At 63.0% G+C, this 14,250-nt stretch carries 13 protein-coding genes; 3 read left to right on the top strand and 10 right to left on the bottom strand.

Annotated elements, in window-relative coordinates:
* Positions 1–131: 131 nt before the first annotated feature.
* The 3 genes from HX803_RS08580 to HX803_RS08570 form a co-directional block, all read right to left on the bottom strand.
* A complete protein-coding gene (locus tag HX803_RS08580) occupies positions 132–1,079 on the bottom strand; it encodes a FecR family protein (RefSeq protein WP_178920018.1) in 948 nt (315 codons plus the stop codon).
* Positions 1,076–1,609 carry an RNA polymerase sigma factor gene (locus tag HX803_RS08575; protein ID WP_178920017.1) on the bottom strand — a complete coding sequence of 178 codons (534 nt, stop codon included), beginning with the start codon at positions 1,607–1,609 and terminating at the stop codon, positions 1,076–1,078. Before HX803_RS08575 ends, HX803_RS08580 begins: the two co-directional genes overlap by 4 nt.
* A 215-nt stretch (positions 1,610–1,824) precedes the next feature.
* Entirely contained in the window at positions 1,825–2,886 is a 1,062-nt protein-coding gene (locus HX803_RS08570) for a haloacid dehalogenase-like hydrolase (protein ID WP_256349846.1), read from the bottom strand.
* Positions 2,887–3,127: 241 nt separating this feature from the next.
* On the opposite strand from HX803_RS08570, the gene HX803_RS08565 reads away from it, so the two are divergent.
* Positions 3,128–4,519 carry an L-cystine transporter gene (locus tag HX803_RS08565; RefSeq protein ID WP_178920016.1) on the top strand — a complete coding sequence of 464 codons (1,392 nt, stop codon included), beginning with the start codon at positions 3,128–3,130 and terminating at the stop codon, positions 4,517–4,519.
* A gap of 96 nt (positions 4,520–4,615) precedes the next feature.
* On the opposite strand, the gene HX803_RS08560 is transcribed toward HX803_RS08565, so the two are convergent.
* Positions 4,616–5,128: a dihydrofolate reductase gene (locus HX803_RS08560; protein WP_178920015.1), complete on the bottom strand. Its 513-nt coding sequence runs from the start codon at positions 5,126–5,128 to the stop codon at positions 4,616–4,618.
* A 69-nt stretch (positions 5,129–5,197) separates the two neighbouring features.
* Here HX803_RS08560 and HX803_RS08555 point away from each other — a divergent pair, with 69 nt between their 5' ends.
* Positions 5,198–6,577 carry a DUF2868 domain-containing protein gene (locus HX803_RS08555; RefSeq protein WP_178920014.1) on the top strand — a complete coding sequence of 460 codons (1,380 nt, stop codon included), beginning with the start codon at positions 5,198–5,200 and terminating at the stop codon, positions 6,575–6,577.
* Positions 6,570–7,937 carry a DUF3482 domain-containing protein gene (locus HX803_RS08550; RefSeq protein WP_178920013.1) on the top strand — a complete coding sequence of 456 codons (1,368 nt, stop codon included), beginning with the start codon at positions 6,570–6,572 and terminating at the stop codon, positions 7,935–7,937. The genes HX803_RS08555 and HX803_RS08550 overlap by 8 nt, the downstream gene beginning before the upstream one ends.
* 5 nt (positions 7,938–7,942) lie before the next feature.
* Here the strand turns inward: HX803_RS08550 and HX803_RS08545 are convergent, their stop codons facing one another.
* From HX803_RS08545 to HX803_RS08520, 6 genes are all read right to left on the bottom strand, one after another.
* The gene (locus HX803_RS08545) at positions 7,943–8,476 is read right to left on the bottom strand and encodes a hypothetical protein (protein WP_178920012.1); all 534 of its coding nucleotides are present in this window, start codon (positions 8,474–8,476) and stop codon (positions 7,943–7,945) included.
* Positions 8,477–8,567: 91 nt separating this feature from the next.
* Entirely contained in the window at positions 8,568–9,122 is a 555-nt protein-coding gene (locus tag HX803_RS08540) for a phosphonate degradation HD-domain oxygenase (RefSeq protein WP_178920011.1), read from the bottom strand.
* A complete protein-coding gene (locus tag HX803_RS08535; RefSeq protein ID WP_178920010.1) occupies positions 9,122–10,255 on the bottom strand; it encodes a TIGR03364 family FAD-dependent oxidoreductase in 1,134 nt (377 codons plus the stop codon). Before HX803_RS08535 ends, HX803_RS08540 begins: the two co-directional genes overlap by 1 nt.
* 127 nt (positions 10,256–10,382) lie before the next feature.
* Positions 10,383–11,405 carry a putative 2-aminoethylphosphonate ABC transporter substrate-binding protein gene (locus HX803_RS08530; RefSeq protein ID WP_178920009.1) on the bottom strand — a complete coding sequence of 341 codons (1,023 nt, stop codon included), beginning with the start codon at positions 11,403–11,405 and terminating at the stop codon, positions 10,383–10,385.
* Between the two features lie 19 nt (positions 11,406–11,424).
* Positions 11,425–13,131: a putative 2-aminoethylphosphonate ABC transporter permease subunit gene (locus HX803_RS08525; protein WP_178920008.1), complete on the bottom strand. Its 1,707-nt coding sequence runs from the start codon at positions 13,129–13,131 to the stop codon at positions 11,425–11,427.
* Position 13,132: 1 nt separating this feature from the next.
* Complete coding sequence (locus HX803_RS08520) at positions 13,133–14,197, bottom strand: putative 2-aminoethylphosphonate ABC transporter ATP-binding protein (RefSeq protein WP_178920007.1); 1,065 nt, start codon at positions 14,195–14,197, stop codon at positions 13,133–13,135.
* Positions 14,198–14,250: the final 53 nt, after the last annotated feature.

Raw genomic sequence — 14,250 nt, 5'->3', positions numbered from 1 at the left:
GATGGTGCTCCCCGGTGCAAAAAGTCAGTGATCGGCGCCGCACTACTTGAGAGTGCTTACTATTTGCGCCTCAGTGATCAAGGACGATGCCTTGCGGAGAAACCCTGAAAGTTTTTGAAAAAAAGTGCCGGCTAGGACGCTTTGCCTTCGCGCAGCACCAGCAAATACGGGGTGTAGTGCTCGGCGTGCAGGTTGAGGGTGTATTCCAGTGCCTTGATCACGGCGTCGGGTTTGTCGATCTCGAACACCCCGGACACCACGCGATTACGCAGCGCGTCCCCCAGCACCAGGGTCTTGCCGGGCCAGTAGCGGTTCAACTCGCTGACCACGTCCGCCAACGGTTGCTGACGAAATACCAGTTGCCGCTGGCGCCAGGCGAAGCCACTGGCCGGGTCGAAACCATGGGCGTCATTGAGCTGCTGGCCCTGATACTCCACGGCCCGCCCCGGCTCCAGATAAACCGGCGCCCCCTTGCCCGCACTGACCTGCACCTTGCCTTGCGCCACCTGTACCCGTGTCTGCGCATCACGCCGGGCCACGCTGAACTGGGTGCCCACCACCTTCACCCAGCCATCGCCGGACTGCACCACGAAAGGCCGCGCCGGGTCTTTGGTCACGCTGAAAAACCCTTCACCGCGCAGCAAGCGTACTTGGCGCTCACCGCCGCTCATGCGCACTTGCACCGCGCTGTCGGTGTTGAGTTGCAACTGAGAGCCGTCCGCCAACTCGACGGTGCGCGATTCGCCGGTGCGAGTGGCGTAATCGGCCCGCAGGCGGTCCAGCCAAGGGGTGTTCTGCACGGTCAGCCCCACCGCCAGCAATACCGCGGCGGCATAGGCCCAGCGCCGGGCGGGTTTGCGCCAGGCCGCCTGTTCGGCGCGACGGATGACCCGCGCCGGTTCGCGCAAGCCGCCCAGCATCGCCTGGACTTCCTGCCACGCATCGTCCTGGGCCTGGCCCTGTCCGAGCCAGGCGGCAAAGGCCTCCATTTCGGCCGGGGTCACGTCCTCGGCCTGCAGGCGGAAATACCAGCCTGAAGCTTGCTCGAACAACGCATCGGCAGTGTGTGCAGCGGTCATGGCCGACGTCCTTGTGTGTCGCAGGCGAGCCGCGTCTTGATGTAGGCACGGCATTCGATCAGGGCACGGCGCAGTTGGTATTCCACGCTGCGCGGGGTGATCGACAGGCGTTCGCCAATCTCGCGGTAGGAAAGTTCGTCGACATGATAAAGCAGGAAGATCTGCCGAGTCGCTTCGGGCAACGCCAGGATCGCGTCCTGCATCAGTTGTTCCTGCTGGTAGGCGGCCAATTGCTCATCGGCGCCCGGGTTGCTGCACGGCAATTCTTCACTGGGTTCGCCGGCGTCCAGGCGCTCACGGCGGATGGCCTGGCGCTGGTGATCGCGCACCAGGTTGCTGGCGATGGTGAAGAGAAAGGCCGGGAGGTTGTCGATCTTCTCGCCGCAGTCCATGCGGGCCAGGCGTAGGAACGATTCCTGGGTCAGGTCGGCGGCCACCTGGGCGCTGCCGGTGCGGCGGGTGACGAAGGCTTCGAGGGCTTTCTTCTGCTCCGCGAACAGGCGCGCGATCTGCGAATTCCAGGAGGGCACAGCACTACCTTGAGAAGAACGAGGGGTTCAGGGAGTGCGCACGCTAGCAGAAGATGAGATTTGTTCGCAATTGATATCTATTTTTGCTGCAAGGTCCGTGGTGTTCTTGGGATCGCTATCGCAGGCAAGCCAGCTCCCACAGGTTGACCGCATTCTCCTGTTGGAACTCGGTCAACTGTGGGAGCTGGCTTGCCTGCGATGCAGACGACTCGGTCTTACTGGATTTCGTCCGGCTTGACGATCACCCAGTTCTTGTCCGCCGTCACCGGCAGCCCTTCTTTGGCCTGGGCTGCTGCATGCTTGGCCATCATGCCGTTCAGCTGGGTCATGTATTTGTCTTTGCGGTTGACCCACAGGTGAATGCCGCCCTTGGCCACGTCCACATCGTGGAACAGCATGTAGCCGTCACTGCTGGGCGTGTCGCCGCCCACGATCACTGGTTTTTTCCATTCGTCGATGTAGGTGAGGATCGCCGCATGCTTACCCGCCATCCAGGTGGCCGGGGTCCACAGGTACGGGGTGAGTTCGAGGCCGAGGTTGGCCTTCTCGTCATACTTGCCGGCCGCAATCTGCTTGCGTGCGGTGGTCAGCTCGCCAGTCTTGCGGTCCTTGAGCAAGGTGCTCACGCCGATGACGTTCTCGGGTTTGACGTTATAGCCATACTTGGGATCGGCCGCGACCATGCGCACCAGCTCTTCCGAGGCGGCGGTCATCACGTACACCTCGATGCCGTTTTCCATCAGCTTGTTGTACAGCTCAGCCTGGCCGGTGAAGACTTTCGGCGGCTGCACTTCGGAGTTCTTCACCACGTCGCCTTCGTAATAGGTCACGGGCACCGGCTTGCCGGAAGCCATCAGCTCATCCACATAGCCCTTGAGTTCCTTGAGGGTGAAGCCGGAGAAGATTTGCGCAACCCACGGGTAGCAGACCATGTCGTCCACTTCGCACAGGCGGTAGTAGTAACTGAACAGGCTTTCCTTGTGGTCGGCGGTGTCCTTGAACGGGATCAGTTTCAGGGACGGGTCCATGGTGTCGCGGGTGATCAGGCCCTTGTTTTCCAGGTAAGGCAGCAAGGACTCTTCGAGGTCGTAGCGGTAGCTGGTGTTGTCCATGTCGAATACCGCGAAGTTACCTTTGTTGGCATTCGCAGCGATCATTTCGTTCAGTTGCTTGGCCGCAGGCGCTGGCCAATGCTTCAACTCGGTGGCGGCAAAGGCCTGGCTGGCGAGGCCAAGGCAGAAGGCGGCAGAGACCAGTAGTTTCGGCGCAAGCTTCATAAGCGTTTTCTCCCTGAGTGAAAGACATCGACGCTAACAAATCTGTATGACAGTTATCGCCCGAGCACGACCGCTTGCATCGTGATTGCGCCAACGGCATGTGCCTGAGCGTCAAACGCTTATTCCAAAAACGACAGTCAACATTCCATATCGGTATTAAATCAATATATTTCAAGCTGTTAGGCTTTCCGGTTCGCAATCGCAGGCTCACGCGATTGGCTGCCTTCTCAACGGAGCTTCAATGAATCTGCCCCTGATTCTCAACTTACTGGTGTTCGTGGTCCTGTTGCTGGGCCTGGCACAAACCCGTCGCACAAACTGGAGCCTCGCCAAGAAGGTGCTGTTCGCCCTCGCCCTCGGCGTGGTGTTCGGGACGGCCCTGCACACGATCTACGGTGACGGCAATCCAGTGCTCAAGGCCTCCATCGGCTGGTTCGACCTGGTCGGCAACGGCTACGTGCAACTGCTGCAGATGATCGTGATTCCATTGGTGTTCGCCTCGATCCTCAGCGCCGTGGCGCGCCTGCACAACGCCTCGTCCCTGGGCAAGATCAGCTTCCTGACCATCGGCACGCTGCTGTTCACCACCGCCATTGCGGCGCTGATCGGTATCGGCCTGACCAACCTGTTCGGCCTCACCGCCGAAGGCCTGGTGGCCGGCACCCAGGAAATGGCGCGCCTGCAAGTGATCCAGAGTGATTACGCGGGCAAGGTCGCCGACCTGAATATTCCGCAACTGCTGCTGTCCTTCGTGCCCGCCAACCCGTTCGCCGACCTGGCCCGGGCCAAGCCCACGTCGATCATCAGCGTGGTGATCTTTGCCGCGTTCCTGGGAGTTGCCGCGCTGCAACTGCTCAAGGATGACGTGGAAAAAGGCCAGAAAGTGCTCAACGCCATCGACACCCTGCAAGCCTGGGTGATGCGCCTGGTGCGCCTGGTGATGAAGCTCACGCCCTACGGCGTACTGGCGCTGATGACCAAGGTAGTCGCCGGCTCCAACCTGCAAGACATCATCAAGCTCGGCAGTTTCGTGGTGGTGTCGTACCTGGCCCTGGGCCTGATGTTCGTGGTGCACGGCCTGCTGCTGTCCCTGGCTGGGATCAACCCGCTGCGTTTCTTCCGCAAAGTGTGGCCGGTGCTGACCTTTGCCTTTACCAGCCGCTCCAGTGCCGCCGCGATTCCGCTGAGCATCGAAGCCCAGACCCGCCGCCTGGGCATCCCGCAGTCCATCGCCGGTTTCGCCGCCTCGTTTGGCGCGACCATCGGCCAGAACGGTTGCGCCGGTCTCTATCCAGCGATGTTGGCAGTGATGGTGGCGCCAACCGTGGGCATCAACCCGTTGGACCCGCTGTGGATCGCGACCCTGGTGGCGATTGTGACCTTGAGTTCGGCAGGCGTTGCCGGCGTGGGCGGTGGTGCAACCTTTGCCGCGCTGATCGTGCTGCCGGCCATGGGCTTGCCGGTGTCACTGGTGGCGCTGCTGATTTCCGTGGAGCCGCTGATCGACATGGGCCGTACGGCGTTGAACGTGAACGGTTCGATGACGGCCGGCGCGATTACCAGCCAAGTGATGGGGCAGACAGACAAAGCGCTGTTGAATGCCGATGAGCATGCCGAGTTAGCGCAAGCCTGATAGACCGCTATCGCGGGCAAGCCTGCTCCCACATTTGACCGAGTTTTCCTGAAGAAACCGGATCAAACTGTGGGAGCTGGCTTGCCTGGGATGCTTTTAGGCTTTTTCCCAGACTTCGAAGTTGTACGCAGGCTTGTCGCCTTCCGGCGCATTCTTCACGTTCGACACCAGCTTCCACTGGCCCGCATCAAACTCCGGAAACCACGCATCCCCTTCCGGGCTCAACACCACCCGCGTCAGATACAGGCGATCCGCCTGCTCCAGCCCCTGCGCATACAACTGCGCACCACCAATCAGCATCAGCTCATCCGCGCCTTGCTCCAGCGCCCACGCCTCGGCACGTTCCACGGCGGCGTCCAGCGACGGAAAAACTTCCGCACCTTCCAGCGCCAGATCGGTCTGACGGCTGACCACAAGGTTCAAGCGCCCCGGCAACGGTCGGCCCAGGGAGTCCCAGGTCTTGCGCCCCATGATGATCGGCTTGCCGAGCGTGGTGGCCTTGAAATATTTGAAATCCCCCGGCAAATGCCAGGGCATGCTGTTGTCGACGCCGATCACACGGTTTTCACCGAGGGCTGCGATCAGGCTTAAAGGGAGAGTTTTTTTCATGGCGACGAGAATACCAGAGGTACGAGCCAGCGGTTATGCTCAGACCTCACTGGCTCAACAGGATGGCGCGTGACTGCACTGAACCCGCTGCACACACTCTGGCTGACAGAAACCGTGCGCCTGCGCGAAGAACACGCAGGCCCACTGGAAGACCTGGAAGCCAACCGCCTGGCCCGCACGGCCGGTGGCGACCTGCCGACGCGCATCCAGCACCGCGCCCTGCACCTGGCCGAGCGCGACGGCCTGGCCACCGCCCTTACCCGCTGGCTGCAAGGGGCACGCCTGGCGCTGGTGTTGCTGGCTATCGTCGCCGTCATCAGCGGCGCCGGCTTGGCCTTTGCCGCATTGGGTAACGGCCTGACCCCGGTGAACGTGTTCTGGGCGCTGGGCAGTTTGCTCGGCTTGAACCTGATCCTGCTGATCAGTTGGGCCCTAGGCCTGCTGTTTGCCGGTGAACACAGCGCCAGCCTGGGGCGATTGTGGTTGTGGCTCAGCGAAAAACTCGCCCGGGATGCCAAGGCCGCGCAATTGGCGCCCGCGCTGTTGCTGTTGCTGCAACGGCAGAAACTCAATCGCTGGGCCGTGGGCGTGCTGGTCAACAGTTTATGGCTGCTGGCGTTGCTCAGTGCCCTGGTGATTCTTCTTACGCTGCTCGCCACCCGTCGCTACGGCTTCGTGTGGGAAACCACCATCCTCGGTGCCGACACCTTTGTCGCCGTCACCCAAGCCCTGGGCAGCCTGCCCGCCCTGCTGGGCTTCAACGTGCCCACCGTCGACATGATCCGCGCCAGCGGCGATGCCGCCCTGAATATCGAAAGCGCCCGCCAGGCCTGGGCCGCGTGGCTGGTGGGTGTACTGCTGGTGTACGGCCTGCTGCCAAGGTTGATCCTCGCCCTGCTGTGCCTGTGGCGTTGGAAACGCGGGCGTGCGGCCCTGCGCCTGGACCTCAACCTACCCGGCTACAGCCAACTGCGCGAACGCCTGATGCCCAGCAGCGAACGCCTCGGCGTCAACGATGCCGCGCCCGAGCAACTGCACCACGTCAGCGGGGGCGTCAGTGAAGTGGAAAGCGACGGCGCCCTGCTGGTGGCCATCGAACTGGACGACCAGCATCCCTGGCCACCCAAACTGCCCGCCAGCGTGAAGAACGCCGGCATCCTCGACAGCCGCGAGTCGCGCCACACACTGCTGGAGCAACTCACCCGCTTCCCGCCTGCCCGACTGGCCATCGCCTGCGACCCACGCCGCTCGCCCGACCGTGGCAGCCTGGCGCTGATCGCCGAACTCGCCCGCAGCGCCACCGCCACCCGCGTCTGGCTGCTGCAAGCGCCGCCCGGCCAGGCCCTGGACGCCGAGCGCCTGGGCGACTGGCACGCCGCGTTGGAGCAACTTGAGCTGCCGTTCGCCGACTGTGCGCCGCTGAACTGGCTGGAGACCGGTCATGACTAAACCGCTGAAACTCGCCGTGGTCGGCCACACCAACGTCGGTAAGACTTCACTGCTGCGCACGTTGACCCGTGACGTGGGCTTCGGCGAAGTCTCCCATCGCCCCAGCACCACGCGGCATGTCGAAGGCGCGCGCTTGTCGGTGGAGGGCGAGGCGCTGCTGGAACTCTACGACACCCCCGGCCTTGAAGACGCCATCGCCCTGCTCGACTACCTGGAGCGTCTGGATCGTCCCGGCGAACGCCTCGATGGCCCGGCTCGCCTGGCGCGCTTCCTGGAAGGCAGCGAAGCGCGCCAGCGTTTCGAACAGGAAGCCAAGGTGCTGCGCCAACTGCTGGCCTCGGACGCCGGGCTGTATGTGATTGACGCCCGCGAACCGGTGCTGGCCAAGTACCGCGACGAACTGCAAGTGCTGGCCAGTTGTGGCAAGCCGTTGTTGCCGGTGCTCAACTTTGTCAGCAGCAGCGACCACCGCGAGCCGGACTGGCGCGAAGCCCTGGCCCGCCTTGGCCTGCATGCGCTGGTGCGTTTCGACAGCGTCGCGCCGCCGGAGGACGGCGAGCGGCGCTTGTACGAAAGCCTCGCCCTGCTGTTGGAAAACGCCCGGCCGCAATTGGAACGCCTGATCCTGGACCAGGAGGCCCAGCGCCAGGCCCTCCAGCAAAGCGCGGCACGCTTGATCGCCGAGTTGCTGATCGACTGCGCCGCCTGCCGTCGCAGCGTGGTCACTGAAGATGAACCGCAAGCCATCGGCGACCTGCGCAAAGCCGTGCGCCAGCGCGAGCAAAAATGTGTGGAGGCTCTGCTCAAACTCTTCGGCTTCCGCCCGCAGGATGCCGCCGCCAGCGACCTGCCGTTGCTCGACGGCCGCTGGGGCGATGACCTGTTCAACCCCGAAACCCTCAAGCAACTCGGCGTACGCGTAGGGGGCGGGATTGCCGCCGGTGCAGCCGCCGGTGCGGGCGTGGATCTGCTGGTCGGAGGATTAACCCTGGGCGCCGCCGCCCTGGCCGGGGCGATTGCCGGTGGCGCGCTGCAAACCGCACGCAGCTACGGCAGCCGTTTGCTGGGCAAGATCAAGGGTCAGCGCGAACTGACCGTGGACGACAGCGTGCTGCGCCTGCTCGCCCTGCGCCAGCGCCAACTGCTCAAGGCCTTGAACCTGCGCGGCCATGCCGCGATGCACAGCATCAAGGTCGACACGCCCCAGGACAAAACCTGGCGCGAAGGCAAGTTGCCAGACGCCCTGCACAAGGCCCGCGCCCACCCGCAATGGTCGTCCCTCAACCCCCACGCCAAACTCAGCCAGGCCGAGCGCCAGGAACAGATCGAAGCACTGGCTACCCGGCTCGACGAGGCGTAAACCGCTTACACCTCATACCAGTTCAAGGCCAGGAAGGTCGTGCATAGCGAGCGGATCAGTTCCTTGTCCGCCTTGTCAGCCGCGCCATTGCGGTCAACGTCACTGTTGGTGAACGACTCCAGTACGCCGTCGCTGTCGCCGTCATAGGCCGCCACCTTATAGATCAGTGGAGCACCAGCCCCAGAGGCACCAGGTTCGTGGAAGTCCAGCTTGACTGCGTTCGGCTGACCCGTTTTGCCGAAATGGTCGACGTACATGATCAATGTACGCTGCCACTGTCTAGCCGAATTGAACCAATTCAGCTTCAAGAAGCTGTCAGCGAAACTCACCAACTGAGGTTTGTCCACAACCAGACAGTCAGGCAGAGGTTCTCCCGCCAGTTGCAGATCGACCTTGCCATCCACTGTCATATCCAAGCCGACGGTTTCGTAGATCAGCGCGTCGGGGGCACCCGGTTGCTGTTGATAAAAATGCAGAATCACCGCATCGGCGCGACCATTCCCGCACAAGTCCTGGGCGGTGGCTTTCAAATAACGCATCGCATTGCTCCTTTAAGTAAAGAAGCAAGCACCTTAGTAACGTGCCGATAGTGACTCTAGGCGGCGTGTCTGCGTTATGCGTAAGGCCACTCTACACAGCGAGTAGCCGTACAGCCTTGGCCTTGAGCAACTGCAGATCCATCACCGGCACATGCATTTCCTTGGCCTGTTCGTCCCAATGACGCATGCGCAGGCTGACCGCGCACAGCGGGTCCTGCTCGAACGCCCGAGCTTCCTCGGCACTCATCACACCGCCCTGGTAACCCAGGGTGCGGCGGCTGGCTTCGCTGAGGCGAGCGTAGTAGTCCGGTTGGCTGAACGTCAGGTAACGCTTGGCCTGCACGTGGTACTCCACCAGTTTGGCCATGCGCTCGCTGAACCCTGCACGGCGCAAGTAGTCCGCGCCCAAGCGCTCGTGGCTGACCACGCCATAACCGCCCATATTCTCGCCACCTTGGCCGCAAATGTGCCCGATGTCGTGGAAAAACGCCGCCAGCACCACTTCATCGTCAAAGCCCTCGGCCATCGCCAGCTGCGCGGCCTGGGACATGTGCTCGATTTGCGACACGGGCTCGCCGATGTAATCCGCCGCGCCGTGCGTTTCGTACAAGCCGAAGACGTCGGCAATTACCTGTTCCGGGTTCATCACGCCGCTCCCCACAATGCTGTGATATTTCGCTCGGCCATCGCCGGCCCCACGCTCATGCCCACGCCGGTGTGCATCAACGCCGCACTCACCCCCGGCGCCGCACGCACGAATGAAAACGGTCCCGGCCCGCGCGAGCCGTACACGCCCTGCCAACGCTCCACCACCTGGATCTTGCACCCCAGGGTTTGCTCGGCCAGCTCGATCATCCAGTCGTCCACTTGCTCGGCGTTGAACGGCGAGGCATCGCTGCCGTAATCGTGGGAGTCGCCGATGATCAGTTCGCCATGGGGCGTCGGGCTGATCAGCAGGTGAATCCCGTGCTCGTGCAAATGCGGTTCGTCACGCAGGATCTGCGCCTGCACCGGCGCCGCTTCCGGCAGATCGGCAAAGGCGCCGTAGTGCACGCAACTCAAGCCCGTGAGCAAAGCGTGTTGCAGGTTCAGGTTCACCGTTGGCCGGGCACGCAGCATTTGCAGGCGGCAGATACTCGGGTTGAGCTCGGCCAGCGCCTCGGCCAGCAGGGTTTGGTAGTCATGGCCGGAACACACGATGATCTGCTCACCGCGAAAGCTGCCCGCCGTACTGTGCAACTTGCCCGGCTCGACGTCGCGCACCAGGGTGGAGAAGTAGAACTCCACGTTCAGTTCCTGCGCCAGGTAGTTGATCAGCGCCGGGATCGCTTCGCGCGAATACAGCTGCTGGTCGTCCTTGCCATGCAGTGCGGCGCGCTGATGGCGAAACTGGCCGCCGTACAGGTCCTTCATGACCGAGCCTTGCAGCAGCTCGACGTTGTAGCCGTGTTCCCGCGCGCGGCCGGCGCAGAAGGCTTCCAGCAGGTGTTCTTCGGCTTCGGTGCGGGCGAACAGGTACGCGCCGTTGCGTTTGAGTTGCAGGCCGGCGACTTGAGCCCAATGGCCCCAGATGTCGCGGCTTTGCCGCGCCAGGTCGAGCATCGGGCCGGGCGGCTGGCCGGTGACCAGGGCTTGGCCGAAGTTGCGCACCGAGGCGCCCAGTGGCGTGGCGCTGCGTTCGAAAACCTTGACCTTGAGGCCGCGCTTGGCGGCGGCGTAGGCGTGGGACAGGCCGAGGATGCCGGCGCCCACGATCAGCAGATCCGTGTGGTGTGTCATGGAGAGATGTCCTGAATTTGAAGCCGCCTTCGCAGGCAAGCCAGCTCCCACATTTTTGATTTGTGAACACATTCAAATGTGGGAGCTGGCTTGCCTGCGAAGAGGCCATCAGCCCTAACGAAAAACCTTACTGACCGGCCACCTTCTCCGACTTGCCGTCATAGCGCTTGCGCCACTCAGTCAGGATGCTGTCGCGGTTCTTCGACGCCCAGGCAAAGTCGTTCTTGATCAAACGCTGCTCGTAGTCAGCCGGTAATTCGGTCTGCGGCTTGGCAATGCCCGGTTGGGCGAGCACGGCGAAGTTGTCTTTGTACAGGTCCATGGCCGCGCTGCTGGCAGAGAAGTCCGCGAGCTTTTTGGCGGCGTCCGCATGGGCGGTGCCCTTGATCACGGCGGTGGCTTCAATGTCCCAGCCCAGGCCTTCTTTCGGCAGGATGATGTCCAGCGGCGCACCCTGGCGTTTGAGCTGCACGGCCGGGTATTCGAAGGAGATTCCGATCGGGAACTCACCCGAAGCCGCTAGCTTGCACGGCTTGGAACCGGAATGAACGTATTGGCCGATGTTCTGGTGCAGGTCGTCCATGTACTGCCAGCCCTGCTTCTCGCCGAAGGTCTGCAACCAGGCGCTGACGTCCAGGAAACCGGTGCCGGAAGACGCAGGGTTCGGCATCACGATCTTGCCCTTGTACTCAGGCTTGGTCAGGTCCTGCCAGCTCACCGGCTTGGTCAGGCCCTGTTTCTCGGCTTCTACAGTGTTGAAGCAGATGGTTGCCGCCCAGACGTCCATGCCCACCCAGGCCGGTGGGTTGGCCGGGTCGCGGTAGTGTTTGCCGATCTTGTCCAGATCTTTTGGCGCGTAGTTGTCCAGCATGCCCTGCTGGTCGAGGATCGCCAGGCTCGACGCGGCCAGGCCCCACACCACGTCGGCTTGCGGACGGTCTTTCTCGGCCAGCAGCTTGGCAGTGATGATGCCGGTGGAGTCACGTACCCACTTGATCTCGACGTCAGGGTTGGCCTTTTCGAACGCCTGCTTGTAGGTCTTCAACTGCTCGGCTTCGAGGGCCGTGTACACGGTGAGCTCGGTCTTGGCGAAGGCATTCAGGCTGAATGCAGTGAGTACGGCAGCGACCAGCGCCAGGGGCTTGAACATGCAACACCTCCTATCGGGATTATTGGCCGGGCGCGGTCTGGCGCCAGGCTTGGGAGCGACGCAGTGCGCCACGTGAAGCCCACGCCAGCAGCAGCGAGACGCCGGCTGAAGTGAACAGGATCAGGGTCGACATGGCCGCCGCACCGCCCACGTTGCCGGCATCGTCCATGTTCAACACGGCGACAGCGGCGAGGATGGTGTCGGGGCTGTAGAGGAAGATCGCGGCCGACACAGTGGTCATGGCCGATACAAACAGGTAGCGCACGATGTCCAGCAACGCCGGCAGGCAGATCGGCACGGTCACGCGCAGGTAGTGGCGGTACAGCGGCGCCTTGAGGGACAGCGCGGCGGCTTCGAACTCGGCGTCCAGCTGTCGCAAGGCCGTGGTGGCGGTCATCTGTGCAGTGGTCAAATAGTGCGCAATGGTGCACACCACCAACAGCGTCATGGTCCCGTAGAACACATGCAGCGGGTTGCCATTGAGGTTGAAAAAGAACACGTAGCCCAGGCCCAGCACCAGGCCCGGCACAGCCATCGGTACGAAGCTGAGCATGCGCAGCGCCAGGTTGAGGCCTTTCTGGCCCTTGGTCTTTTCCATCAGGTAAGCACCGGTGAAGATCAGCACGCTGCCGATCAACGCCGTGCACAGCGCCAGGGTCAAGCTGTTGCGATAGGCCAGCCAACCGCCGCCCGCGGTGTCTTCGAACTGGTAGTGGTTGAGGGACAGCGACAGGTTGTACGGCCAGAACTTCACCAGCGAGGAATACACCGCCATGCCGAACACCAGCAGCAACACCGCGCAAATCAGCAACACGATGGCCAGGTAGCAACCGTCGCGCAGCCGCGAGGGCGCCGGCTGGAACACCTGGGCACGGCCGCTCATCGAGTCGCCATGACGGCGGCGCAGCCAGGCGTCCACCCCAAAGCTGAACAGCGCCGGCAACAGCAACACCATGCCGATCAGCGCACCACGCCCGAACTGTTGCTGGCCGACCACCGCCTTGTAGGCTTCCAGCGCCAGCACTTGATAATCCCCGCCGACGACAACGGGCACGCCAAAATCGGTGATGGTCAGGGTGAACACCAGGCAGAACGCAGCGAACACCGCCTGGCGCGTCGCCGGCCAAGTGATGCTGCGAAACGCCCGCGCCGGACTGGCGCCCATGCTGGAGGCAGCGTCGAACAGGCGCGCATCCGCCAAAGACAGCGCCGACAGCAGGATCATCAAGGCGTGTGGGAAGGTGTAGATCACTTCGCCGAGAACAATGCCCCAGAAGCCGTAGATATTGTCCGAGAGCAAGCCACGCAGCATGCCCTGGTTACCGAACAGGTAGACCAGCGCAATGCCTGGCAACATCGACGGGGCCATCAGTGGTAGCAGCGACATGCCACGCCAGATCGCCTTGCCGGGAATCAGCGTGCGTTGCAGGGCGTAGGCAAACAGGTAGGCCAGCGGTACGACAATCGCCGCCACGCTGAGGGAGACTTTCAGGCTATTGCCCAGCAGCCAGTGGAAGTTGTCGCTGGTCACCAGTTCCCGCGCCGCCACCAAGCCACCGCCCTGCCCGGCTTGGCTGCTGAAACCGCGCCAGAAGATCGCCAGCAAGGGCAGCAACACGGCGATGCCCAGCAGCACCAGCCACAGCAGTTTGCCGCCGACCACGAAAATACGGTCGCCGGTTTCGGCACGGGTCACCTGTCGTGGCTGCGTCATGACAGTGGCCATCTCAGGCAAACACCTGCAGGCTGCGTGGCGGCAAGGCCACCCAGATATCCTGCGCACCCAGGCGCGGCATGGCTTCCGGCGCCAACTCGGCCAGCAATGGGTGGCCGGGCAACTGCTCCAGCTCAAAGCTCATGCGGCAACGATTGCCGAGGAAGGTGATCTCGCGGACCTTGGCCGGGAACAGGTTCTCTTCATGCACCGGCGGGTTGACGCTGATCGCTTCCGGGCGGCAGAACAGGCGGCCGGACTTGGCCACGCCGGCGTCGTCGGCCAAGCGCATGTTCATCCCACCCACCTGGGCGTGGCTGGCACTGTTGCGGCTGAACGGCAGCCAGTTGCCCTGGCCCACAAACTCCGCCACGAACGGCGTGGCCGGGCGGTCGTAGATTTCCTGGGGAGTGGCGTACTGCTCGACCTTGCCGTTGTTCATCACGGCAATGCGGTCGGCCATCAGCATGGCCTCGTCCTGGTTGTGGGTGACCATCAACGTGGTGATGCCCAGGCGGCGCTGCAGTTGGCGCAATTCGGTGCACAAATGCTCGCGGACGCGGGCGTCGAGGGCCGACATCGGTTCATCCAGCAACAACAACGAAGGGGCCGGCGCCAACGCACGGGCCAGGGCCACGCGTTGCTGCTGGCCGCCAGAGAGTTGGCCGGGGTATTTCTTTTCACTGCCGACCAGGCCGACCAGCTCCAGCATCTGCCCGACGCGCTTGCGCACTTCATCGCGGCCGCTGCCAGTGAGGCCGTAGCCGATATTCGCTTCGACGGTGAGGTTGGGAAACAGCGCGTAAGACTGGAACAGAATGCCGTAGTCCCGCGCCTGGGGCGGCAGCAGGGACACGTCGCGGTTGCCCAGGCGCAGCTCACCGCTGTCCTGGCGCTCCAGGCCGGCAATGCAGCGCAGCAAGGTGGTCTTGCCACAGCCGGACGGGCCCAGTAGGCACACCAGTTCGCCCGCAGCGACGTCCAGAGAAACGTTGTCCAGGGCGGTGAAGGCGCCGAAACGCTTCTGGATACCGCGCACCGTCATCGGCGCGCCGGGGTTAGTCAGGGCTGTGTTCATGGTGGCACCTCATCAAACGGATGAAGGCCATGCTAGGAGGGCAATGCGTCCCT

This window comes from Pseudomonas sp. P7548 (genome assembly GCF_013386585.1).
In the GTDB taxonomy this organism is placed as follows: Bacteria; Pseudomonadota; Gammaproteobacteria; order Pseudomonadales; family Pseudomonadaceae; genus Aquipseudomonas.
This window is presented reverse-complemented; position numbering and strand designations above follow the sequence as displayed.

Excerpts from the sequence above, each read along its gene's own strand:
- HX803_RS08580 (WP_178920018.1), bottom strand. The coding sequence starts at position 1,079 with ATGACCGCTGCACACACTGCCGATGCGTTGTTCGAGCAAGCTTCAGGC.
- HX803_RS08570 (WP_256349846.1), bottom strand. The coding sequence starts at position 2,886 with ATGAAGCTTGCGCCGAAACTACTGGTCTCTGCCGCCTTCTGCCTTGGC.
- HX803_RS08565 (WP_178920016.1), top strand. The coding sequence starts at position 3,128 with ATGAATCTGCCCCTGATTCTCAACTTACTGGTGTTCGTGGTCCTGTTG.
- HX803_RS08560 (WP_178920015.1), bottom strand. The coding sequence starts at position 5,128 with ATGAAAAAAACTCTCCCTTTAAGCCTGATCGCAGCCCTCGGTGAAAAC.
- HX803_RS08550 (WP_178920013.1), top strand. The coding sequence starts at position 6,570 with ATGACTAAACCGCTGAAACTCGCCGTGGTCGGCCACACCAACGTCGGT.
- HX803_RS08545 (WP_178920012.1), bottom strand. The coding sequence starts at position 8,476 with ATGCGTTATTTGAAAGCCACCGCCCAGGACTTGTGCGGGAATGGTCGC.
- HX803_RS08540 (WP_178920011.1), bottom strand. The coding sequence starts at position 9,122 with ATGAACCCGGAACAGGTAATTGCCGACGTCTTCGGCTTGTACGAAACG.
- HX803_RS08535 (WP_178920010.1), bottom strand. The coding sequence starts at position 10,255 with ATGACACACCACACGGATCTGCTGATCGTGGGCGCCGGCATCCTCGGC.
- HX803_RS08530 (WP_178920009.1), bottom strand. The coding sequence starts at position 11,405 with ATGTTCAAGCCCCTGGCGCTGGTCGCTGCCGTACTCACTGCATTCAGC.
- HX803_RS08525 (WP_178920008.1), bottom strand. The coding sequence starts at position 13,131 with ATGGCCACTGTCATGACGCAGCCACGACAGGTGACCCGTGCCGAAACC.
- HX803_RS08520 (WP_178920007.1), bottom strand. The coding sequence starts at position 14,197 with ATGAACACAGCCCTGACTAACCCCGGCGCGCCGATGACGGTGCGCGGT.